Origin of the sequence: Metabacillus herbersteinensis (assembly GCF_042433335.1) — a bacterium.
In the GTDB taxonomy this organism is placed as follows: domain Bacteria; phylum Bacillota; class Bacilli; order Bacillales; family Bacillaceae; genus Metabacillus; species Metabacillus herbersteinensis.
This window is the reverse complement of the sequence record NZ_JBHLVO010000003.1, coordinates 77,477-99,949: the sequence shown is the minus strand read 5'-3', so window position 1 is coordinate 99,949 and position 22,473 is coordinate 77,477. Positions and strand designations below refer to the sequence as shown.

Sequence of the window (22,473 nt, the reverse complement as noted above, 5' to 3'; positions counted from 1 at the left end):
CTGCAAAAATGAGCAGAAAGGCATGTAATAGTTAATGTCCTTTCTCTCATCTACCAAAGCAATCATTGCTTTGTGTGAATTGGCACCATTTCAACATCGACTGTTGACGGTTGCCGGGCTTCATAGGGCACTTCCCTCCACCACTCTTGATAAGAGTATAACTTTATTTAATTAGTACCTTATTCGTTTTAAGTGAGTTTTGATTACGTTTGTGATTGTATCATGCGTTAAAAAAATGTGTCAACTATTTTATTCTATTTTTAAGATAAGCTAACAGTTGCTGAAGATCGTATGCTTGTTGCCTTAAAAATAGCTTGCTCTAAATCCTCCAATAAATCATCAATATGTTCGATTCCAACTGATAAACGAATTAAATCTTCAGTAACTCCAGATTTCTTTAAATCCTCTTGTTCGAGCTGTTGATGAGTTGTACTTGCTGGATGAATGATTAGGCTTTTCGCATCCCCAACATTCGCAACATGTGACCATAATTCGACAGCATTAATTAGTGCAGCCCCAGCTTCCCGCCCGCCTTTTATCCCAAAAATGACGACAGAACCGGCTCCTTTTGGTAAGTATTTTTCAGCAAGTTGCTTTCCTGGATGATCTGGTAGCTCTGGATAAGAAACCCATTTAATAGCAGGGTGTTCTTTTAAGTAATGAATTATTTTCCTAGTATTGGATACATGCTCTTTCATACGTACATGAAGTGTTTCAAGACCTAATGTGAATTGAAAAGAGTTGTACGGACTGATAGCGGGTCCTAAATCACGCAGCAATTGAACACGAGCTTTAATAATAAATGCTATTTCACCAAGTGCCTCTGCATAGACAAGGTTGTGATAACTAGGATCAGGGCTAGTGAATCCTGGAAACTTAGGGCTATTCCAATCGAATTTTCCGCCATCAACGATAATTCCACCGAGTGTTGTTCCGTTACCAAGCAACCACTTTGTAGCAGAATGCACAACAATATCTGCTCCATGTTCAATTGGACGACATAAATATGGTGTGGCGAAGGTGTTGTCGATAATAAGTGGTATTCCTGCATCATGTGCAACTTTTGCGACAGACTCTATATCTAAAACATCCAAACTTGGATTTCCAATCGTTTCAGCAAAAATAGCCTTTGTTTTCGGTGTAATCGCTTCTTTAAAGTTTTCTGGATCCTTTGGGTCAACAAACACAGTGTTAATTCCATACTTAGGTAAAGTGTTGGCAAATAAGTTATATGTACCACCATATAGAGTTGAAGCTGAGACGATTTCATCCCCTACACTAGCAAGGTTTAGAATTGACAAGGTAATAGCAGCCATACCGCTTGCGACCGCTAACCCCCCAACTCCACCTTCAAGCTGAGCAACTCTCTTTTCAAAAACAGTAGAAGTCGGATTATGAATGCGAGTATAAATATATCCCTGTTCTTTTAGTCCAAACAAGTCTGCAGCATGATCAGTGCTATTAAACATATACGCATTTGACTGATAGATCGGCACCGCTCTTGCTCCCGTAGCTGGATCTTTACTTAATCCACCATGAATATTCAAAGTCTCTAACCGATAAGATTTTTTCTCTCCCATTGCTATTCCTCCCATAATCATAAAAAATTCAAAATACAAAATGCGTGTTTCGTTCTATCTACCAACATATGGACTCTCTTGTGAAGTTAGCACAATTTTGCATAGAGGGAATATTCAGTCTTTTATAATAAAAAACATTTCTGGATACAAGCTGTCAATTTCAACTTGAGTAAGGTTGACCGTATTGAAGAAATGCATCAACCCTTAAATAATCCCGAAACGATCCCTTAACTCTTACAGCCCCTATCTTTATCATTTGCTGTAGCTTGACTTCACCAGTTAATAGATCGTTTATTTCTTCCTCTGCACCTTCGATAACGAACGATGTTTTTCCACCGTTTCTTTTAATTTGTTTGATTCCTTCAGTAGTTATTTTTATATATATGCTTTTTAAATTAGTTGGTCGAATTTCTAAGGTAAGAGGGTGGTGGGGATAGATCGGAGTTAGGATGTTCAATTCATTTATTCTTTCTAAAAATAAATCAATACACATTATTATTCCCCCGATTGTCTGTCATCGCCTTTGGTACTTAAGATTCTATTCGACTCAGGGATTTCCTTCTCAAAGAATTCGACAGTTAATTTGTTTGCTGTCAGATGCTGATGGTTTATTCATATTTCCCAAGAAATATGTAAAATGCCGCCCTATTTAGGCGGCATATCTTTTTAAAACATCATATAAATATCCAACTGATTGAAACGCATATACTCTTTCAAGTATTATTTCATCTTTAAATATTAGTAAACATGGAACACTTTCAACTGCCCATTGTACCGCCTCATGTGGATAAAAGTTTAGATTCACACTGTATATCGTTAAGTCTGACATCATTTCATCAACAACCGATAACATTTTTTTGCAACCTGACACGTACCACATAAAGGTGTGTACAAGTAAAGAATTGTATAACCTTCTTTGTTTATCCCTTTATCTTTTTCATTCCATTCAATCATTGCTACTTGTTTTACACCTCTTCATAAAAATTTAGCATCAACATCAATATTCGCACTTAGTAAAACAGAAGCAACATGATGATCAGGAGCTGTTGCAACCTCGCGATAGGTTTTATCAATGTAAATGTGTGAAGCCTCTGGAAATTCACGTCTAAATTGTTTCCGTAATCGCTCCCCCGCATCATCTGCATCAACTAATACATATACATCTTTGAAAAAGAGCTCATCGATCAGCTCATCAAGCTTTGTAACGCTGATTGTTCCGTTTGTACAAATAATTTCTATTGGTTCATTTATGACCGTTAAGACCTTCTTTTTATCTGATTTACCCTCAACAATCAATACTTTTCCAACCTCAACTACTGACATTGTCATCACCTGTTTTTAAAGTTAAAAGTCTTTCTATAAGTTATTCGAGTTGTCGAGGTTGTTTCCTTTTAAAAGAAAGAAAACCGACCACTTATTATTTATCTTTATGAATCAAAATGACAACTGCTCAGGTTTCAAGTTGGCCTATAAACTCCTAAAACAAGTATATTAAAACTTTTCAGGAAATTTACTGAGTATGAAAAAAACAGCAGAGGACTACTCCACTGCTACTAACACCAACCATTAACGTCATCACAATCCACATATTTTTCATCAGGCTTAGTCGGAACATCTACATATTGATAAAAATTGTTATCTTCATATTGATAATTCGTTTTCAAATCAAAGCTAGACTCTGCACCTTTTGAAACCATTTGTCCGATTTGCTCATTTTCTAAAAATAAGTTGATTTGCCCATTAGAGAATTTACCAACTACTCGATCGGTTATGTTTAGACGTTGTTTTTCTAAAGTCATATGGACACCCCCTTGTTTTACCTTTAGCGTGTCCATATTTATTAAAGTAATGCTACCCTAGACTATATGAATCTGAATCAGTCTTCGTTTGTCATTTCAACATATTGTTCTGAAGTCATTAAGTTATCCACTTCTTTTACATCGCTAGGCTCAATTACGATCATCCATGCTTTTTCATAAGGAGATTCATTGACAAATTCTGGACTATCATCAAGATCTTCATTTACTTCAACTACTTTACCACTAATAGGTGCGTATAATTCTGAAACGGTTTTAACAGACTCAACACTTCCAAAAGGCTCATCTGCTTTCACTTCGTCGCCTACTTCAGGTAACTCAACAAATACGATGTCTCCAAGCTCTGATTGTGCAAAATCCGTAATACCAATACGTACCTTCTCACCTTCAACTTTCACCCATTCATGTTCTTCCGAATAACGCAGTTCTTTTGGTGTGTTCATTTGTAAAAACCTCCATATTAAGTAGTGTTATGTTTATAATAAGAAAACTAAGCTAGGTCTTAACGATTACGCCTAGTTGAACTTACAAAATAGAAAGGATGAAAGGCTAAGTTCGCGACGTCCTGTCGCAACGCCTTTCTGACCTACATCATGTAGGCCTCCAAGTTTCACGAAATTGATCTTCGTTAAAACCAATTGTAACCTTTTCGTTATTTGTAACTAGAGGGCGTTTGATTAACATTCCATCAGAAGAAAGTACATCTAACATTTCGTCTTCTGACATTGTTTTTAATTTATCCTTTAATCCCAATTCGCGATATTTTTGACCGCTCGTATTAAAGAATTTCTTTAATTCTACACCGCTAGCCTCATATATTGCTTTAAGCTCATCCTTGCTTGGGGGATTGTCCACAATATGTACTTCTTTAAATTCTATTTCGTTTTCTTCAAACCACTTTTTTGCATTACGGCATGTACCACACTTTGGATACCAGTAGAAAGTTAAAGCCATCTTTTCACCACCCACTTACCTAAGTTTTAACATTTGTATTTTATCACAACATGTAACACAAGCATAACAGGAAGTGTCAAAACTCTTGTGATTTTGTTCTATATCATTCCTTAGTGTTAAAATTGCTGTAGAACAGCCAATAAAAATTACCTTATCTTTTAAAACATCCAACTAGTTTCAACATACTAGTCCAACAGTAAAAAGCAGATATACGAGTGTATATCTGCCTTTGTATCATGGTGCATTTATTAAGAAGTATAACCTTCAGCCTCAATGAGTTTTGCAGCAATTTCTCTCTTTTTTGCAATTACGTTAATTGGTGTGTGACGAGTAAATTTGCGTAATGCCGAAATCATCATGCGCAATGAATCACCATGTTCAATAGCCACTAGAGATTCTTTTGCATGTGCTTCAATTTCGTTAAATGCTTCTTGACAGAAAACTTGTGTATATAGAAGTTTTTGTTTATTTTTCTCTTCACCGTTTTTCCCAATTGCTTTTTCGGTGCGAAGAATAGCTGACTCCATTGCATAAACATTACTTACGATGTCAGCAATATTCACAAGTACTTCTTGTTCTTGCTGTAGCCCTTTGCCAAACTTTTGCGCAGCTAACCCAGAAATCATTACCCCAATTTTCTTGGCATTTTTCAATAAATATTTTTCTTGCTCTAATGTACCTTCGCCTACTTCTTCAGGCATAAGCATCATCAACTCTTCTTGTAAAGCTTGAGCTTTTTGGAACAATGGAAGCTCGCCCTTCATTGCTTTACGCAAGTAAGTGCCTGGTACTAATAAACGGTTAATCTCGTTTGTACCTTCAAAAATTCGGTTAATACGAGAATCACGGTAAGCTCTCTCTACTTCGTATTCAGCCATAAATCCGTAACCACCATGGATTTGAACGCCTTCGTCTACTACATAATCTAATGTTTCTGAACCGAATACTTTATTTAAAGAACACTCAATCGCATATTCAGCAATAGATGCCGCAACTTCTTTCCCATCTTTTACTTCATCAGCTGACAAACGGCTCATACGATCTTCGAATAATCCAACGGTACGATAAACAGAGCTTTCCATTGTATATAACTTCGTAGCCATATTTGCTAATTTTTCCTGAATTAAAGTGAACTTTGAAATTGGTGTTTTGAACTGTTGACGTTGGTTTGCATATTGGACAGAAACATCAATGATTCGCTTTGATCCACCAATTGTTCCTACAGCCAACTTGTAACGACCAATGTTCAAAATATTGAAGGCAATAACATGACCTTTTCCTAATTCACCCAATAAGTTCTCTTTTGGTACTAAAGCATCTTCTAAAATAAGTGTTCTTGTAGAAGAACCTTTAATCCCCATTTTCTTTTCTTCAGGTCCAGTAGAAACACCTAAATACTCTTTTTCAACGATAAATGCTGAGAAATGCTCTCCATCCACTTTTGCATAAACAACAAATACATCAGCGAATCCTGAGTTAGTGATCCATTGTTTTTCTCCATTTAATACGTAATGTGTGCCCTCAGCATTCAACTTAGCTGTTGATCTAGCACCAAGTGCATCTGAACCAGAACCAGGCTCAGTTAATGCGTAAGCTGCTATCTTTTCACCTGTGGCTAAATCAGGCAAATATTTATGCTTTTGCTCTTCGTTACCAAACAAAACGATAGGCAATGAGCCAATCCCTACGTGAGCACCATATGATAATGAGAAACTTCCCGCACGAGCAAATTTCTCCGTAATTAACGCAGAACTAATTTTGTCCAAACCAAGCCCACCATACTCCTCAGGAACATCCGCTCCCAATAACCCAAGCTCACCTGCCTGTTTTAAAAGCTTCACAGATTTTTCAAACTGATGATTCTCAATATCATCTAACTCTGGTAACACTTTGTTCACAACAAAATCCTCAGCAGTCTTAGCAATCATCTTATGCTCATCAGAAAAATCCTCCGGAGTAAAAACCCGATCAGCCGAAACATCCTCAATTAAAAAACTCCCACCCTTAATAACACCCTGAATCGTATTAGACATCTAAATTCCTCCATTAATCTTATTTTGAAATTTATCTAACTTTCAATCTCTATGCCCTATATCCCCTTCTAACTCCAATGCCCTTAAAAGAACTGAGCATAAAAACCGCAAGGTTAGCGAAGTTCTTCACCGCCACCAACCTGCGCCAGCAGGACTTTGGGGCCGCACACATATAACTCTCTATTAACGCTTAATACACTCTCTAACCCTATTTCAACTGCAACCCACATGCCCCAAGAAAGTACCAACGCTAACCCTCATATCCACCCAAACACTCCAATGCCCTTAAAAGAACTGAGCGTAAAACCGCAAGGTTAGCGAAGTTCTTCACCTCACCAGCCTGCGCCAGCAGGACTTTGGGGCCCCACACAAACAACAACTCTTTTATCACACTTAGTTCACTCTCTAAACGAATCTATAAAAAACCCCACATGCCCCAAAAAAGTCCAAACGCTAACCCACATCCCAACTCCAACACTCCAATGCCCTCAAAAAGAACTGAGCGTAAAAACCGCAAGGTTAGCGAAGTTCTTCACCTTACCAGCCTGCGCCAGCAGGACTTTGGGGCCCCACACAACAACTCTTTTTTCATACTCAGTTCACTCTCTAAACGAATCTATAAAAAACCCTCATGCCCCAAAAAAGTCCAAACGCTAACCGCCATCCCCACTCCAACACTCCAATGCCCTCAAAAAGAACTGAGCGTAAAAACCACAAGGTTAGCGAAGTTCTTCACCTTACCAGCCTGCGCCAGCAGGACTTTGGGGCCCCACACAACTAGTTTATATAGAAACAACATACACACTCCAACTAATCTCCACGCAAGCCCACACGCCCCAAAAAAGTACCAACGCTACCCCCTCATCCCAACTCCAACACTCCAATGCCCTCAAAAAGAACTGAGCGTTAAAACCGCAAGGTTAGCGAAGTTCTTCTCCCTACCAGCCTGCGCCAGCAGGACTTTGAGGCCGCACACAACAACTCTTTTTTCACACCTAGTTCACTCTCTAAACCTATCCTACCGAAACCCCATCATGCCCCAAAAAAGTACCAACACCAACCTCTATAAACACTACACACTACCCAATAAGCTCAAACACCCCAGCAGCACCCATCCCGCCGCCAATACACATCGTCACCACCCCAAACTGCTCATTCCGACGCCGCATCTCATGAATCAGAGACAACGTCAACTTAGCGCCCGAACAACCTAGTGGATGACCTAACGCAATCGCACCACCATTTACATTCACTCGGTCTTCATCTAACCCTAGCTCACGAATTACTTGGATAGATTGTGAAGCAAATGCTTCATTTAACTCGAAAAGCCCAATATCAGATAGCTCTAGTCCTGCATACTTTAACGCTTGTGGAACTGCAGCAATTGGTCCAATCCCCATAATTTCTGGTGGAACACCTGCTACTGCGAAAGACCTGAACCTGACCATAGGTTTGTAGCCTAATGATTCAGCTTTTTCACGATCCATTACCATTACTGCTGCAGCTCCATCGCTCGTTTGTGATGAATTTCCTGCAGTAACAGATCCTTTTACAGAAAATGCTGGACGAAGTGTACTTAATACATCAACTGTTGTATTGGCACGAACACCTTCGTCTTGACTAAATTGAATGAATTTTTCTTGTAATTTATTATTGGAGTCTACAGAACGCAGTGTTACATCGACTGGGACAATTTCATCAGCAAATCTTCCCGCTTCAATTGCTGCTGCAGCTCTTTGATGGCTTCGTACTGCAAATGCATCCTGTTCTTCTCGACTCACACCATACTTCTGGGCAACTTGTTCAGCCGTGTGTCCCATTCCTATGTAATATTCTGGTGCATCTTCTGCTAATCTAGCATTTGGACGGATAACATGACCCATCATTGGTACGAGACTCATAGATTCTGCTCCACCTGCAATCGCTGTATCTGAGTGCCCCAGCATAATCTTTTCAGCTGCGTATGCAATACTTTGTAAACCAGAAGAACAATATCGATTAATTGTAATTGCTGGTACTGTGAATGGTAGACCAGCTAATGCTCCAATATTTCTTGCCATATTTAGTCCTTGCTCTGCCTCAGGCATTGCACAGCCAATAATTAAATCATCAATATTTCCTTGATAATTCCCTGCACGTTTTAACGTTTCCTTGACAACCAATGCACCTAAGTCATCTGGACGTACATTTGCTAGTGTTCCTTTTTTTGCTCGGCCAACAGGTGTTCTCGCACCTGCAACAATTACTGCATCTCTCATAAGTGAAACCTCCGCTTCTTTAACTAGCTACAATCCTTACATAGTCATAATTACAAGACCAGTCTAGTTTCTTAGTGGCTTGCCCTTTAGTAGCATGTGTTGCATACGTTGTTGTGACTTTCCTTCAGCAACTAGACTTAAGAACGCTTCTCTTTCTAAATCGAGTAAATATTGTTCATCAACCTCTGTTCCAAATGGTAATTTACCGCCTGCAATAACAAAGGCTAGTTTTTTTGCAATTTTAAGATCGTGTTCCGAGATATAGCCTGACATTAGCATCGATTGAGCACCTAATAATAAAGTTGCATACCCTGTTTCTCCTACAACTGGTACTTTCTTTCGGATCGGTGCTTGATAACCGTTGTTATATAGAGCTAGTACTTGTTGTTTAGCATCATATAAAAGATGGTCATTGTTAATGCTTACTCCATCATTTTCGTTAAGGAATCGGTTGTCTCTTGCCTCTGAACCAGACGTAGAAACTTTAGCAGTTGCAATCGTTTCAAATACTTTATTTGCTACTGCTTGAAGATCGAAATCCGCACCTTTTGGCATACTGTTCAATTGTTTAATGTAAAGCTCTTTGTTACCACCACCACCTGGAATAAGACCTACTCCTACTTCAACTAATCCCATATACGTTTCACTTGAAGCTTGGATACGACTAGCAGGCAAACAAATTTCAGCGCCTCCACCTAAAGTCATTCCAAAAGGTGCGGCAACTACAGGTTTTGCACTGTACTTAATCTTCAACATTGCTTGTTGGAAATGACGAACAACCATGTCTACTTCATAGTAATTGTCATCTTGTGCTTCCATTAAAATCATCGCAAGGTTCGCACCAACACAGAAGTTTTTACCCTGATTACCAATGACAAGTCCTTTATAATTGCGATCCACTTCTTCAATTGTGTAATTTATCATTTGAATAATGTCTAAACCAATTGCATTGCTCCCGGAGTGGAATTCTAGTAGTGCAACCTCATCCCCTAGGTCAATTAAGCTTGCACCGCTATTTTTTTTGATAACACCTTTTGATTCCTTGAGAGTTTTAAGGTTAATGTTTTTTGGATTTTCTAAAACTTGTCGGTATTCACCTTGATTGTAGAAAAATAACACACCATTTTCACTCTTATAAAATGTTTCGTAACCCTTTTCAATCATGTCTTTAACCCATGATGGTACATCTAAACCTTGCTTCTCCATTTTTTGGACGGATTTGCTCACACCAATCGCGTCCCATGTTTCAAAAGGACCTTTTTCCCAGCCAAATCCCCACTTCATCGCTTGGTCAATTGCTACGATATCGTCTGCAATTTCACCTAATAGCTGTGCTGAGTAGACAAGTGCTGGACTTGTAATATTCCAAAGAAGTGAACCTGCTCGATCATCTGCATAAATAAGCGCTTTCAATTTGTCGCTAAAGCCTTTGCTTTGTTTCGCTACCTCAACAGAAGCAGTTCGCAATTTCTTTTTCTCTTCATATTCGAAGGTTTCAGGATTTAGCTCAAGAATTTCCTTTCCTTCTTTACGATAAAAACCTTGGCCTGATTTGCTCCCGTACCATCCATTCTCAAGCATTTTTGTCATGAATTGTGGAACTTCAAATACTTCTTTTTCTTTTCCTTCAACTTGTTCATGAACGTTTTTTGCTACATGTGCGAATGTATCTAAACCAACAACATCTAGTGTTCGGAACGTTGCACTCTTAGGTCTACCAATTAGTGGCCCAGTGATTGAATCTACTTCACCTACGCTATATCCACCCTTAATCATCTCTTTAACTGTTACCAGCAATCCATAAGTACCAATTCGATTAGCAATAAAGTTTGGCGTATCTTTTGCTTCAACAACACCTTTTCCTAATACGTCTTCTCCGTAAGTCTTAATAAACGTAAGTACTTCTAGATCTGTATCTTTCGTTGGGATGACCTCTAACAGCTTTAAATAGCGGGGTGGATTGAAGAAATGTGTGCCAAGAAAGTGCTTACGGAAATCCTCAGAACGCCCTTCTGCCATCGCTTCAACCGAAATTCCTGATGTGTTTGAACTAATAATACTACCTGGCTTTCTATATTTATCTACTTCAGCAAAAACCTTCTGTTTAACAACGAGATTTTCTACGACAACCTCAATCACCCAGTCAACATCTGATAATCGTTTGAGATCGTCATCTAAGTTTCCAGCTTCAATTAGCGAAATGTTATCCTTTGATGTCAATGGAGCAGGTTTTTGTTTAAGAAGTTTTTTTATTGATTGACTAGAAATTCGATTACGAACGACCTTATCTTCTAAAGTTAATCCTTTTGTTAATTCCTCATCCGTTAATTCGCGCGGAACGATATCTAAAAGTAAGACAGGGATTCCTATGTTTGCTAAATGTGCTGCGATTCCTGAACCCATAACACCTGAACCTAGAACAGCAGCTTTCTTAATTCGCTGGACCATGATTTTTCCCCCTTTATTTTTTTGAATGAACACTCATTCATTTTTCTCCCAAAAAAATATCTCGCGAATGAGTTCCTTTAATTACTAATATAAAAGATTTTGAAAATTTCTTCAATAGTTATTGTAATATTTTTTGATTAATTAAAAAAAATTTTTGGGGAATCGTAAATTTAGGAGGTGATTTATATGGCACGATTAAAAAAAGATCCTTCAAAAGCAGGCGTTAGTGCAGCAAGTGTAAAAGGAAATTCGGGCCCAACAAACGAGCACGCTGGCGGTGGGAAACGCACCTCCCAAAATCAGCAGTATAAACAGCACAATATGGGTAACGAATAAGGTTTAAACAAACGTTTAATTAAGACAAAAGCGCGGGGCGTCTTGATCAGCCTAAGGCAAGCACGTCGTATGCGTCGGGGCTATGCGCTGTAGTTGGATGCAGAAATGCTATCCATGTTCAAGAATTTTATTAATTCTTTTTTAACGATTGAATGCCTGCTCCTAGTGCATAAAAACACACAAGGAACAGGCACCATTTTATTTTTTCAGCATTCCCTTTAGGACGAACGCAACATTTGCTGGTCTTTCTGCAAGGCGGCGCATGAAGTATCCGTACCAGTCGTTTCCGTAGGGTACATAAACTCTCATTCGATATCCTTCTTTAACGAGTTCAAGCTGACGTTCTGGTCTAATTCCGTAAAGCATTTGGAATTCAAATTGTTCATTTGAGATCTTGTGTTTTTTTACAAGCTCTTTTGTATATTCAATCATTGCATCGTCATGTGTGGCAACTGCAGTGTAGTTTCCATTTAACAAGTGCATTTCGATAATTTTTTTGAAGTTATCATCAACATCCTTTTTCTCTGGGAAAGCAACTTCAGGTGACTCTTTGTAGGCACCCTTAACAAGACGTAAATTTGGATTATATTGATTTAAGTCCTTTATATCATCAACTGTTCGATATAAGTATGCTTGGATAACCGTTCCGACGTTGTCGTACTCTTTCTTTAATTCTTTGAAAATCTCAATCGTTTTGCCACAACGAGAATAATCTTCCATGTCGATTGTAACAAAGACGTTATGTTTTTCTGCTGCTTCTAAAATACGTTTCATGTTTTTCATCACTACATCATCTGAAATATCTAATCCCATTGAAGTCATTTTTAATGATAGCTGTGACTGAAGCTTCTCTTTCCCAATTGCCTCAATAGCTAAAATTGAATTGTCAGCCATCTCATTGGCTTCTTTTTCGTTATCGACGAATTCACCCAGATAGTCAATTGTTACATCCAGATCTTTTTGATTTAGATCCTTTATTACATCAGTCGCAAGTGCAATTGATTCACCAGCAACGAATCTAGCAGCTCCAAAACGTAAGCCGTACTTTTTCGCTAGTTTTGTTAATGTTTTGTTTTTTGATAAAAACAAGAAAAAGTTACGAAGTAATTGCTCCATATTAAGCCCTCCAACTAAACTAAAATAGTTATTCTAATAAAGTTAAAATAGTTCCATTTTTCAGAAAAAAACATAAATATGAAAAGTTAAGCGCATTCATTTCATACCCATTCTATCACCTTTATCTATTTTTGAATATGAAATTTTTGTCGAGATCTGTCAATCTTAATACTTCTAATTATTCTATTAGATTCTTGATTTTGAGAGGGAAAGTTTAACTTTATGAACTAGGAGCTTAACTAGGAGTGGAGTGTGTAACTTTCGGGCCAGAGTGGCTACGAGGGATGTGGCCCAACTTCTTGAGCTAACCGCCCAACTTTCGTGCGCAACTGCCTAACTTTTTGTGTGAAGCGCCTAACTTTCGGGACAAAGCGCCCAACTAGGGATGTGGTGCCCAACTTCTTACGCGAACCGCCCAACTTTCGAGTGCAACTGCCTAACTTTTTGTGTGATGCGCCCAACTTCCGGGACAAAGCGCCCAACTAGGATGTGGTGCCCAACTTCTTGCCCGAACCGCCCAACTTTCGGGACAAAGCGCCCAACTAGGGATCTGGTGCCCAACTTTTACGCGAACCGCCTAACTCGGGCTCTGCTACCAATTATTATTGAGCGAACTGTCCACTAGTTACTCCCTCTAATTTCAAACACTTTTTCTCTATATACAACAAAAAAAAACCGGTTAGTTTTCCTCACCTAGGTTTGATTGTGCTTTTTCTGCTCTGTAAGTTTCGTTAATAGTTTTTATTTCACTTATTAGAGATTTCATATTTTCCTTAGCATCTGGATAGCTTTCGTTCCAATGCTTTGCTAAAGGGGGCATTGATTTTGCGATATGAGTGTAAAGAGCCCACATCTTTACCTTATCCTTTAGTTCTGGCGTTGCTTCACCTAATAGTAATTCTGTATATTTCTCTAGCAATCCTTCAAATTGTTCTTCTAGTTTGTGATTCATTTTAGGCCTCCTGTCCTTTTTAAAAAAGTTAATTAGCTTGGCCAAGTTTCTTATTTTCCTTAATACACTGAACTGGACATGTTCCACAACGCTCTTGTTTGTCAGACATTAAATAGTATAAGCAACAGGTTGATCTTTTCCTAATCAATTGCCCTGTAAGCTCTTCTAATTCTTTGGGATGATAATATTTAGTTAACGGATTAGTTGAAAACGGACCAAAAAGAGCGCCGGGTGCTTCTTTTACAACGTAGATAAAATCTTGAAGTAGCTTTTCATAAACGTCAGAATTCTCTTCTTTATCCAAAAGCGTTTCATACATCCAAAATATATAAATCGCAACATTTTCCCACAAAACAGATCTTGAAACATGGGTATGCGCAGAAATTGCGGCAATAACTCTGGAGACGTTTTCTTTAAACAGAGTTCGGATCACCCCATCACGCCAGGTATGACGATCGTCACTAGGATCTTTTATTACGAGGTCCTGAAAATGAAAGCTTGGTAAACAAAGCGGATCCTCAGGATCTAGTCTTAACGTGATATTGGAAAGATCTGTGTTAAGTGCTTTATTAAAGACAGACATACTGTAGAGTGCTAGCGCAGTTAAAAATGCGTAACGTTTAACAAACATAGATCCTATTACATTTACTTTTGACGTGTTCAACTTCGTACTTAGCTCTTCAAAAACGTTCTGTAGACGAGATGAGTCTAGCAAATGATTTCCTTCAATTAATAAATTCGGGCAGTCCTTTTCAGTTCCTAGCCTATATTGAGTTAAAATTCGAATTTCATTTTCCGTTAAGTTAGCCATGTTTAATGCCTACGTCTTTCAAAATACATCGGCCTTTACCGTGTGGAATGCATAGCGGTGTACCAAATAAGGGGTCTATCGTTACTTCACAGTTCATTTGGAACACATTTTGAACAAGACTACAGTTGATAACTTCCTCTGGACGACCTTGTGCAAAAATTTTCTGATCTTTAAGCGCGACAATTTGGTGTGCATAACGACATGCTAAATTCAAGTCATGTAAAACCATAATAATCGTCCGATTTTCACGTTCATTTAACTCAAATAACAAATCAAGTATTTCAATTTGATGAGTCATATCTAAGTATGTTGTTGGCTCATCTAGTAAAATAACATCCGTTTCCTGAGCAAGTGTCATTGCAATCCATGCCCGTTGACGTTGGCCACCTGAAAGTGAATCTACATGTCTCTCGGCAAACTCACTTAAACCTGTTGCTTCAAGTGCACGAGTTACAGCCTCTTCATCTTCTAAAGTCCATTGCTTTAACCAATTTTGATAAGGATATCGTCCTTGCTTAACTAACTGAAGAACTGTTAACCCCTCTGGTGCAACAGGTCCCTGCGGAAGGATTGCCAGCTTTCTTGCAATTTCCTTTGTGGGAAGTTTTGCAATCGCAGCACCTTCAAGTAAGACCGAACCATTCGTTGGTTTTAAAAGTCTTGCGATTGAACGAAGGAGAGTTGATTTTCCACATCCATTGCTACCAATGAATACAGTGATTTCTCCCTTAGGTATTTTAACATCAAGCTCATTGATAATAATGGAATCTCCATATGACAATGTGAGCGAGTTAGTTTCAATTGCATGCATGTGAAACACCCCTTTATATTAGGAATTTCTAGTTTTAAATAACAGATATATGAAGTATGGTGCCCCGATTGCAGCGGTAAACACACCCGCAGGTACCTCTAATGGTGAGAATAACGTTCGACCAACTGTATCGGCCACCAATACAAGCAGTCCTCCAATTAAAGCTGAAACCGGTAATAATGCCCCAAATGATGAACCAACAAGTCTTCTTGCGATATGCGGCGCCATCAATCCAACGAATCCGATCGCACCGCCAAACGCAACTGAACATCCAGTTAGAGCTGTACTTAACAATAATAGAAGAAAACGGTTTTTCTGGACTGCACTCCCCACACCTGTTGCTAATTCATCTCCTAGTTCTTGTATGTTAACGTTTCGAACAGAAATAAAACTAATGAGTAGTAAAAGAATTGTAACTGGTAGTAAAATGCGAACTTGCTGCCAGGTTGCTGCATAAACGGTTCCTGTGATCCACACATTTGCTTGTGCCGCTTGATAGATGGGTCCTTTCACCATAAATAAAGTGGTTAAGGATTGAGCCAGCATTGAAATTCCAATCCCGATTAATACTAATCGAATCGATGAAGACCCTTTATTCCATGACAGAAAGTATAAAAGTAGACCAACTATGGCTGCTCCTATAAAAGCTGCAACAGGCATCCACTGTATGCTAACTGTTAACGAGTTATTTTGATTACTAAACAATGTTAAAAATAAAACAACGGCTACAGATGCCCCACCTGTAATTCCAATAATATCTGGTGATGCTAGCGGGTTTCGGATAAGTCCTTGTAACATTCCACCCGCCACAGCCAAACAAGTTCCTACAAGTAAGGCAACGATAATTCTAGGTAGTCGAAACGATTGAATGATAAGCTCATCCATTTCCGTACCGAATCCGAATAAAGTTTGTAAAACAGCAATGGGGTGTATAAATAGGTCACCCGTACCTGTACTTATTAAAAAGGTTAAAAAGACAATTCCCATTAATATAAATATTGTATAAAGTGCTTTTTTATCGATTAAAAAAGAAATAAACTTTCCAAGTCGAACCGTTTTATATTTTTTCATTAATTACGAAACCCCCTTCGCGCGATGTAGACGAAAAATGGCGTTCCGATAATTGCTGTCATTACACCTACAGGTACCTCTTCAGGCATAACAATATATCGAGCCCCTATGTCTGACACCACTAAGAGAATTCCGCCTAATACTGCGCAATAAGGAATAACCCAACGATGATCATTTCCAATTAAAAAACGTGCAAGATGTGGAATCACAATCCCTACAAATCCTATTGGACCGGAAATAGCTACAGATCCACCAGCCAAAATAATAATCACGAAGGCTGTTATGAGCTTGACTGTTCCCGTCCGCTGTCCTAATCCTTTCGCAATATCCTCACCCATAGCTAGTACATTAATTTTTGACGAAAGAAGTAAACTTACGAAAAATGCTGCTCCTATATATGGAATCACAGAGGTTAATGAATCCAGGTTTCGACCTTGAATGGAACCAGCAAGCCAGAAAAGCACTTGATCCAATGCGGCTTCATTTACGACAAGAAGTCCCTGTGTTAATGAAGAAAATAATGCTGCCATTGCAGCTCCAGCCAATGTCAATTTAATCGGAGTAAGACCCTCACGACCAAATGACCCAACAAAATAAACGGTAAATGCTGCTATAGCGGCTCCTAAAAATGCCAACCAAGTATACGTCTGCAAAGAGCTGACTTGAAATAACGAAACAGCAATTACTACAAAGAAACCAGCACCTGCATTAATTCCAAAAATACTAGGTGAAGCAAGTGGGTTTTTTGTTAATGCCTGCATGAGTGCACCAGCAATTGCTAGGCTTGCACCAACAGTTGCTCCTATTAAAGCACGTGGAAGTCGAACTGTTTGTAATATTATATGTTCATTTGAGCCATCGAACTGTGTGAATGCATGATAAGCCATCGTCCAAGTTGTATTCGCATAACCGTAAACAACACTCGCACACATTGAAATAAGTAATACGAATAAACCTAATACTAAGCCTAATAATTTAATTTGATTTGTTTTAAGTAACATTCTGTATACTCCTAATGACCTATCCTAAAATCTAACGTTATTGTATCAAATATTAATGACTTTGAAAATCATTTTCAATTAAATGTTGACAATTGCTTGTGTACATTTTATGATTTTACTTGTAAATGAAAATCATTATCAAGTTAAGAGTGTAAGCGGCTCAGCAGTTTAAGGATCACTTTCACTCTTAATAAGATCGATGGTTCTCAAAAAACAAAATCAATGGGGGCAACAATAATGAAAACTACATACAAAAAGTCTTGGCTTTCATTCCTAGTTTTAGCATTAACGATTGTTTTACTAGCTGCGTGTGGAAACAACAATGAAGAAACGAAGGAAACTGAACCTGCAGAAGGTGACGATCCAGCTGCTTCAGAGGCATATACTGTTGAACATGCGATGGGATCAACTGAAATTGAAAAAACTCCAGAAAAAGTAGTTATTTTAACAAATGAAGGAACTGAAGCACTATTAGCAATGGATGTTAAGCCTGTTGGAGCCGTTCAGTCTTGGTTAGGCGATCCTTGGTACGAACATATTACAAGTGAAATGGATGGCGTAGAAGTTGTCGGCACTGAGAGCGAACTTAATGTTGAGGCGATTGCTGCTTTAAAACCAGACCTTATTATTGGTAATAAAATGCGCCAGGAGGCAGTTTATGAGAAGTTAAGTGCAATCGCGCCAACAGTTTTTTCAGAAACTCTCAGAGGTGAATGGAAAGAAAACTTTGAATTTTATGCAAAAGCTTTGAACCGTGAAGAAGAGGGTCAAAAAGTACTTGATGAGTACAATGCACGAATTGCAGAATTGAAAGAAAAAGCTGGAGATAAATTAGATCAAGAAATCTCAGTAGTTCGATTTATGGCTGGAATAACACGTATATATTACAAAGATACATTTTCAGGAGTAATTTTTGATGAAATTGGCTTTAAACGACCAAGCAGCCTCGAAGAGTTATTCTCTGATAAACCGGAAGATCAATTTGTACGTGAAGTAGGAAAAGAAGTTATTCCTAAAATGGATGGAGATATATTATTCTACTTCACATATGCTCCTGCTGGTGATACGGAAGCAACAAAAACAGAAGAAGAATGGACTAACGATCCACTTTGGAAAAACCTAGACGTTGTAAAAGCTGAAAAAGTTTATAAAGTAGACGATGCAATTTGGAACACAGCTGGTGGAGTAAAAGCAGCAAACTTAATGTTAGATGATATTGAAGAGTTTATTATTAATAAGTAAGTTTTTAAAGAACCGGTACAATTGTACCGGTTCTTTTGTTTGTTTTGATCCCCCTTTCTCCTGCACAAAACTCACTCTAACCCCTTCTTTTTCAGAATTCCACATGAAATCTCCAAGATAGAGCCAAACTAAAGTGTAGTTTTAAATGCAGGAGCTGATTTCATCATGTTACAAGCAGCAACTTGGGGAGCAATTGCTGGATCTGCTATATTACTCGGGGCCTTACTTGGCATTTATACAAAAATACCGCGGAAATTAACAGGAATGATTATGGCATTTGGCACAGGAGTTTTAATTGGAGCAGCATCGTTTGAATTGCTTTCTGAAGCTGTTACTGAAAGCGGCCTATTCATCACTTCGATCGGTTTCTTAGGTGGATCTCTCCTCTTTACATTGTCGGAAGTTCTCATATCTAAAAAGGGAGGTAATCAGAGAAAGCGATCTCGCCCCAATCCCGAAAACCACTCAGGATTAACTATTTTTGTAGGAACTATAATTGATGCAATACCTGAGTCAATTATTATTGGAGTTAGCTTAATCGCCCATGGTACCGTTAGCTACTTAATGGTTATTGCTGTATTCATCAGTAATTTTCCAGAAGGATTGTCAAGTACGGTTGGGTTGTTGAAAGATGGCTATAAAAAAAAGACGATCCTGCTTATGTGGTCATTCGTCTTAGCGCTTTCTTCTTTAAGCTCCTTCCTTGGCTTTATTTTACTCCAAGAATCTTCTACGATATTTATCTCTCTTATTGGTGCTTTTGCAGCTGGGGGAATTATTGCGATGACTTCTTCTACCATGATGCCAGAAGCTTTTGAAGAGGGCGGAGCTGTCGTAGGATTACTTGCTTCGTTAGGCTTTCTATGCTCCCTAATGCTTTCACATTTTTAATGAGAAATTTATATAAATCAAAAATAATTGATTTATAAGTTGACAATTAGTAATTAATGGATATATACTGTTATTAGATCAAAAAAAATTGATTTAAGAAACGAGGTAATGTTGTATGTATCATATCCAACTATTAGCAAAAATGAAGCAGGAAGAAATTGAAAAAATAGCTAGGGACACTTGGAAATTTCAAGATTTAAAACCTGCTCGTTTATTTATACCTTTCACCCTTCCTAAGTTCTCTAAGAAACAAGAATGTTGCTGTTCACCATGTTAAGTTAATCAAATTTTATTGATTTAAAAGGAGGAAGTAATTATGAATTATGTACACGTTGGGATTAATGTAACAAACCTAGAAAAATCACTTAGCTTTTACACTAAACTTTTTGGAAAAGATCCCGTAAAAACAAAAGAGGACTACGCTAAATTTTTAGTAGAAAAACCAGGTTTGAATTTCACACTCAATGTAAGAGACACAGTACAAGGTAACCAAGTTAACCACTTTGGTTTTCAAGTTAAAGGTACACAAGACGTGCTCACTCACAAAGAAAGACTTCAAGCTGCAGGGTTAAAAATTGGTCTTGAAGAAGAAAGCACAGTTTGTTGCTATGCACGTCAAGATAAGTTTTGGGTTGAAGATCCTGATGGGAATGAGTGGGAATTTTTCTTTTCTTATGAAGATATCCAAGAGAAAACAGAAGAAACAGCTTGTTGTACAAAGTAAGGCTCAGCAAATGCTGAGCCTTTTTTCATCCGGTTAAAATATCTTCATTAGGATATTTAATTTTTTCTTTAGCAGGATTTGCAAGCGAAAACACCAATGTGAGAGGTCCTAGTTTCCCTAAAATCATCATAAAGATAATGATTTGCTTGCCAAATGAAGTGAGCGTAAAAGTAAGGCCTGTTGAAAGTCCTACTGTTCCAAATGCAGAAACCACTTCAAAAACAATCGCAATGAAGGAAGCATCTTCTGTTAATGTCAATAGTAGAATTGCTCCAAAAACAAACACCATTGATATGATGGTAATTGCCAATACTTTCGATATATATGAGGCACTAATTGATCGTCTAGCAACCTTTATTTCACTCTTTCCTCTTAAAAAGGTGACTGTCGCAAGTAAGATAATTATCGCTGTTGTTAGCTTAATCCCCCCCCCTGTCGAGCCGCTTCCTGCTCCAATAAACATTAAGATGACCATAAAGAATAGAGTTGTTTCACTTAAGGTCGTCATATCTACCGTGTTAAATCCGGCAGTTCTTGGCGACACAGCTTGAAAGTAAGAAGCCCAAAGCTTTTCCCCTAAGCTAAAATCAGCAAACGCATTTGAATATTCAACAGTAAAAAGGAACAGCATGGCAACAACATTGATAATGAGTGTTCCTACTAGCATCAACTTCGTATGAAGTGAAAGCTTTTTTAAATTTCTCTTATTCCATATATCAACAAGAACAGTAAATCCAATTCCACCTATAATGAACAAAGAAGAAATAACAATATTTATGGTGGGATCTCCGACAAATTGCATTAAACCATCTGGCCACAGAGCAAAACCAGCGTTATTAAAAGCCGAAATCGAGTGAAAGAAACTGTAGAATAGCCCTTGCCCAAGTCCAAATTGAGGAACCCAACGAAATGCTAGAAAAATCATTGCTATTAGTTCAATAGTAAATGAAAAAATGATTAAGTACTTAACAAGCCTTATGACGCCACCAATTGATGTTTGATTTAAAGCCTGTTGCATGAGAAGTCTTTCTTTAATTCCGATCTTTTTGCCTAAAGCCATGAAGATTAATACAGCAAAAGACATAATACCAAGCCCACCCACTTGGATAAGTAAGGCAATAATCGTCTGGCCAGCTATTGTAAAGGTTAAACTAGGATCTACTGTAACAAGACCAGTCACAGTCATAGCAGAAGTCGCAATAAAGAGTGCATCAACCCATGAGATTCCTTGATACGTAGAAAAAGGAAGCTTCAGAAGAACTGTTCCAATACTTATGGAAACAGCAAACACAATTACCAATAGTTGTGAAGGATTTAAACGAACAAACTTCTTCAACTTCACCTTACATTCCTTCTTCCTCAAAGTGGTTGATGTCCTTATTTCGACCAATAACTAATAATACATCGCCAGTCTCAATCTTTTCATCAGCAGCAGGTGAAACGTTGATGTCTTCACCTCTCTGTATACCCACAATGTTACAGCCGAACTTAGCACGAATATCAAGGTCAAATAACGTTTTTCTATTTAGCTTAGTTGTAGCAATTAATTCAACCATGCTATATTCCTTCGAAAGCTCTATATAATCTATCATCTTTTCTGAACCGATGTGGTGAGCAATTCGCTTCGCCATGTCACGTTCCGGATGGATCACGCGACATACTCCAATTTTATCGAGTACTTTTTGGTGATAATCATTTTGTGCTTTTGCCCACACGATTGGAACACCCATTTCAATTAGCAGCAAAGAGGTTAGAATGCTTGCTTCTATATCATCCCCAAAAGAAACGAATGCATGATCCACATTTCTCACACCTAATTGCTTTAGTGTGTTTTCATCAATAGCATTAGCCCTTACAGCATGTGTTGCATATTGCGCGAATTGTTGGACCTTATCCTCATCCTTATCAATCGCTAACACCTCTATACCAAGCTCATAAAATTCCTTAACTAAGCTACTCCCAAAACGCCCTAAACCGAACACAGCAAACTGCTTCTTCAACTTCTATTCCTTCTTTCGCTCATAAAATTGCACACAAAAAAGCACAGAGGTATCATGACCCCTGTGCTTTGTATTTACACAAGTTCATCTACTCTCTCGCAACGCTTACGAAGTTAGCTGTCGGATTCGGGCCATGAGAGTAGCCCTACGTTTTGGAGGTAAGATGTAGGAAGTGTAAGGTCAAAAAGTAACCTTTGCTTTTACATCTACCTTCAAAAACGATTCACCCCAAGTGATCTACTTACATCACAAAGTGGTTCCCCCGCTCCTGTTTAAGGATTAAGCGATTAAATGCTATGAATGATTTATGAATGTATCTTACTCCTGTTAGGTGATCACAGTAAAGGTGTATTTTTTCGAGAAAAAGCTTGTAATCGGCTAAAAATTGCTAGTTAAGCGTTTACATTTAGTGTTCTCTCATTCAATCT

The 22,473-nt window shown here is 38.2% G+C and carries 21 protein-coding genes, 1 pseudogene and 2 riboswitches; of the genes and pseudogenes, 4 read left to right on the top strand and 18 right to left on the bottom strand.

Features of this window, described 5'->3' with window-relative positions; genetic code table 11:
• Positions 1 to 43 precede the first annotated feature (43 nt).
• Positions 44 to 156: riboswitch (SAM riboswitch) on the bottom strand.
• A gap of 104 nt (positions 157 to 260) precedes the next feature.
• The 10 genes and pseudogenes from ACFFIX_RS05475 to ACFFIX_RS05430 form a co-directional block, all read right to left on the bottom strand.
• Positions 261 to 1,580 carry an O-acetylhomoserine aminocarboxypropyltransferase/cysteine synthase family protein gene (locus ACFFIX_RS05475; protein ID WP_378931384.1) on the bottom strand — a complete coding sequence of 440 codons (1,320 nt, stop codon included), beginning with the start codon at positions 1,578 to 1,580 and terminating at the stop codon, positions 261 to 263.
• Positions 1,581 to 1,740: 160 nt separating this feature from the next.
• Positions 1,741 to 2,073 carry an SCP2 sterol-binding domain-containing protein gene (locus ACFFIX_RS05470; protein ID WP_378931382.1) on the bottom strand — a complete coding sequence of 111 codons (333 nt, stop codon included), beginning with the start codon at positions 2,071 to 2,073 and terminating at the stop codon, positions 1,741 to 1,743.
• A 156-nt stretch (positions 2,074 to 2,229) separates the two neighbouring features.
• Positions 2,230 to 2,534 (bottom strand): annotated as a pseudogene (locus ACFFIX_RS05465) (thioredoxin family protein).
• Between the two features lie 21 nt (positions 2,535 to 2,555).
• Positions 2,556 to 2,903 (bottom strand): toprim domain-containing protein, encoded by a 348-nt coding sequence (locus ACFFIX_RS05460; protein ID WP_378931379.1) that lies wholly within the window; start codon positions 2,901 to 2,903, stop codon positions 2,556 to 2,558.
• A 230-nt stretch (positions 2,904 to 3,133) separates the two neighbouring features.
• The gene (locus ACFFIX_RS05455) at positions 3,134 to 3,379 is read right to left on the bottom strand and encodes a YusG family protein (RefSeq protein ID WP_378931377.1); all 246 of its coding nucleotides are present in this window, start codon (positions 3,377 to 3,379) and stop codon (positions 3,134 to 3,136) included.
• A gap of 77 nt (positions 3,380 to 3,456) precedes the next feature.
• Positions 3,457 to 3,840 carry a glycine cleavage system protein GcvH gene (gcvH, locus tag ACFFIX_RS05450; protein WP_378931375.1) on the bottom strand — a complete coding sequence of 128 codons (384 nt, stop codon included), beginning with the start codon at positions 3,838 to 3,840 and terminating at the stop codon, positions 3,457 to 3,459.
• A 148-nt stretch (positions 3,841 to 3,988) separates the two neighbouring features.
• Entirely contained in the window at positions 3,989 to 4,351 is a 363-nt protein-coding gene (locus ACFFIX_RS05445) for an arsenate reductase family protein (protein WP_378931374.1), read from the bottom strand.
• A 248-nt stretch (positions 4,352 to 4,599) separates the two neighbouring features.
• Entirely contained in the window at positions 4,600 to 6,384 is a 1,785-nt protein-coding gene (locus tag ACFFIX_RS05440) for an acyl-CoA dehydrogenase FadE (protein WP_378931371.1), read from the bottom strand.
• A 1,079-nt stretch (positions 6,385 to 7,463) separates the two neighbouring features.
• Positions 7,464 to 8,642, bottom strand: a complete 1,179-nt coding sequence (locus ACFFIX_RS05435; RefSeq protein ID WP_378931370.1) for an acetyl-CoA C-acetyltransferase — start codon at positions 8,640 to 8,642, stop codon at positions 7,464 to 7,466.
• Between the two features lie 63 nt (positions 8,643 to 8,705).
• Positions 8,706 to 11,090: a 3-hydroxyacyl-CoA dehydrogenase/enoyl-CoA hydratase family protein gene (locus ACFFIX_RS05430; RefSeq protein WP_378931369.1), complete on the bottom strand. Its 2,385-nt coding sequence runs from the start codon at positions 11,088 to 11,090 to the stop codon at positions 8,706 to 8,708.
• A gap of 186 nt (positions 11,091 to 11,276) precedes the next feature.
• Between ACFFIX_RS05430 and ACFFIX_RS05425 the strand changes: the two genes are divergently transcribed.
• Complete coding sequence (locus ACFFIX_RS05425; protein ID WP_378931367.1) at positions 11,277 to 11,426, top strand: YuzL family protein; 150 nt, start codon at positions 11,277 to 11,279, stop codon at positions 11,424 to 11,426.
• A gap of 198 nt (positions 11,427 to 11,624) precedes the next feature.
• Here ACFFIX_RS05425 and ACFFIX_RS05420 read toward each other — a convergent pair whose 3' ends face one another.
• From ACFFIX_RS05420 to ACFFIX_RS05395, 6 genes are all read right to left on the bottom strand, one after another.
• The gene (locus ACFFIX_RS05420) at positions 11,625 to 12,542 is read right to left on the bottom strand and encodes a proline dehydrogenase family protein (RefSeq protein WP_378931365.1); all 918 of its coding nucleotides are present in this window, start codon (positions 12,540 to 12,542) and stop codon (positions 11,625 to 11,627) included.
• A 679-nt stretch (positions 12,543 to 13,221) separates the two neighbouring features.
• Positions 13,222 to 13,494, bottom strand: a complete 273-nt coding sequence (locus ACFFIX_RS05415; RefSeq protein WP_378931363.1) for a YusU family protein — start codon at positions 13,492 to 13,494, stop codon at positions 13,222 to 13,224.
• A 28-nt stretch (positions 13,495 to 13,522) separates the two neighbouring features.
• Positions 13,523 to 14,305: an IucA/IucC family C-terminal-domain containing protein gene (locus tag ACFFIX_RS05410; RefSeq protein WP_378931361.1), complete on the bottom strand. Its 783-nt coding sequence runs from the start codon at positions 14,303 to 14,305 to the stop codon at positions 13,523 to 13,525.
• Entirely contained in the window at positions 14,298 to 15,116 is an 819-nt protein-coding gene (locus ACFFIX_RS05405) for an ABC transporter ATP-binding protein (protein WP_378931359.1), read from the bottom strand. Before ACFFIX_RS05405 ends, ACFFIX_RS05410 begins: the two co-directional genes overlap by 8 nt.
• Before the next feature lie 18 nt (positions 15,117 to 15,134).
• Entirely contained in the window at positions 15,135 to 16,187 is a 1,053-nt protein-coding gene (locus ACFFIX_RS05400; RefSeq protein ID WP_378931358.1) for a FecCD family ABC transporter permease, read from the bottom strand.
• The gene (locus ACFFIX_RS05395) at positions 16,187 to 17,188 is read right to left on the bottom strand and encodes a FecCD family ABC transporter permease (protein ID WP_378931355.1); all 1,002 of its coding nucleotides are present in this window, start codon (positions 17,186 to 17,188) and stop codon (positions 16,187 to 16,189) included. The genes ACFFIX_RS05400 and ACFFIX_RS05395 overlap by 1 nt, the downstream gene beginning before the upstream one ends.
• A 237-nt stretch (positions 17,189 to 17,425) precedes the next feature.
• Between ACFFIX_RS05395 and ACFFIX_RS05390 the strand changes: the two genes are divergently transcribed.
• From ACFFIX_RS05390 to ACFFIX_RS05380, 3 genes are all read left to right on the top strand, one after another.
• Positions 17,426 to 18,430 (top strand): ABC transporter substrate-binding protein, encoded by a 1,005-nt coding sequence (locus tag ACFFIX_RS05390; protein ID WP_378931353.1) that lies wholly within the window; start codon positions 17,426 to 17,428, stop codon positions 18,428 to 18,430.
• A 165-nt stretch (positions 18,431 to 18,595) separates the two neighbouring features.
• The gene (locus tag ACFFIX_RS05385) at positions 18,596 to 19,321 is read left to right on the top strand and encodes a ZIP family metal transporter (RefSeq protein ID WP_378931351.1); all 726 of its coding nucleotides are present in this window, start codon (positions 18,596 to 18,598) and stop codon (positions 19,319 to 19,321) included.
• A gap of 316 nt (positions 19,322 to 19,637) precedes the next feature.
• Entirely contained in the window at positions 19,638 to 20,045 is a 408-nt protein-coding gene (locus ACFFIX_RS05380; RefSeq protein ID WP_378931348.1) for an ArsI/CadI family heavy metal resistance metalloenzyme, read from the top strand.
• A 25-nt stretch (positions 20,046 to 20,070) separates the two neighbouring features.
• Here ACFFIX_RS05380 and ACFFIX_RS05375 read toward each other — a convergent pair whose 3' ends face one another.
• Both ACFFIX_RS05375 and ACFFIX_RS05370 read right to left on the bottom strand, forming a co-directional pair.
• On the bottom strand, positions 20,071 to 21,387 hold the full coding sequence (locus tag ACFFIX_RS05375; protein WP_378931346.1) for a TrkH family potassium uptake protein: 1,317 nt from the start codon (positions 21,385 to 21,387) through the stop codon (positions 20,071 to 20,073).
• Position 21,388: 1 nt separating this feature from the next.
• On the bottom strand, positions 21,389 to 22,045 hold the full coding sequence (locus ACFFIX_RS05370) for a potassium channel family protein (protein ID WP_378931344.1): 657 nt from the start codon (positions 22,043 to 22,045) through the stop codon (positions 21,389 to 21,391).
• An 86-nt stretch (positions 22,046 to 22,131) separates the two neighbouring features.
• Positions 22,132 to 22,341: riboswitch (cyclic di-AMP (ydaO/yuaA leader) on the bottom strand.
• Between the last annotated feature and the right edge of the window lie 132 nt (positions 22,342 to 22,473).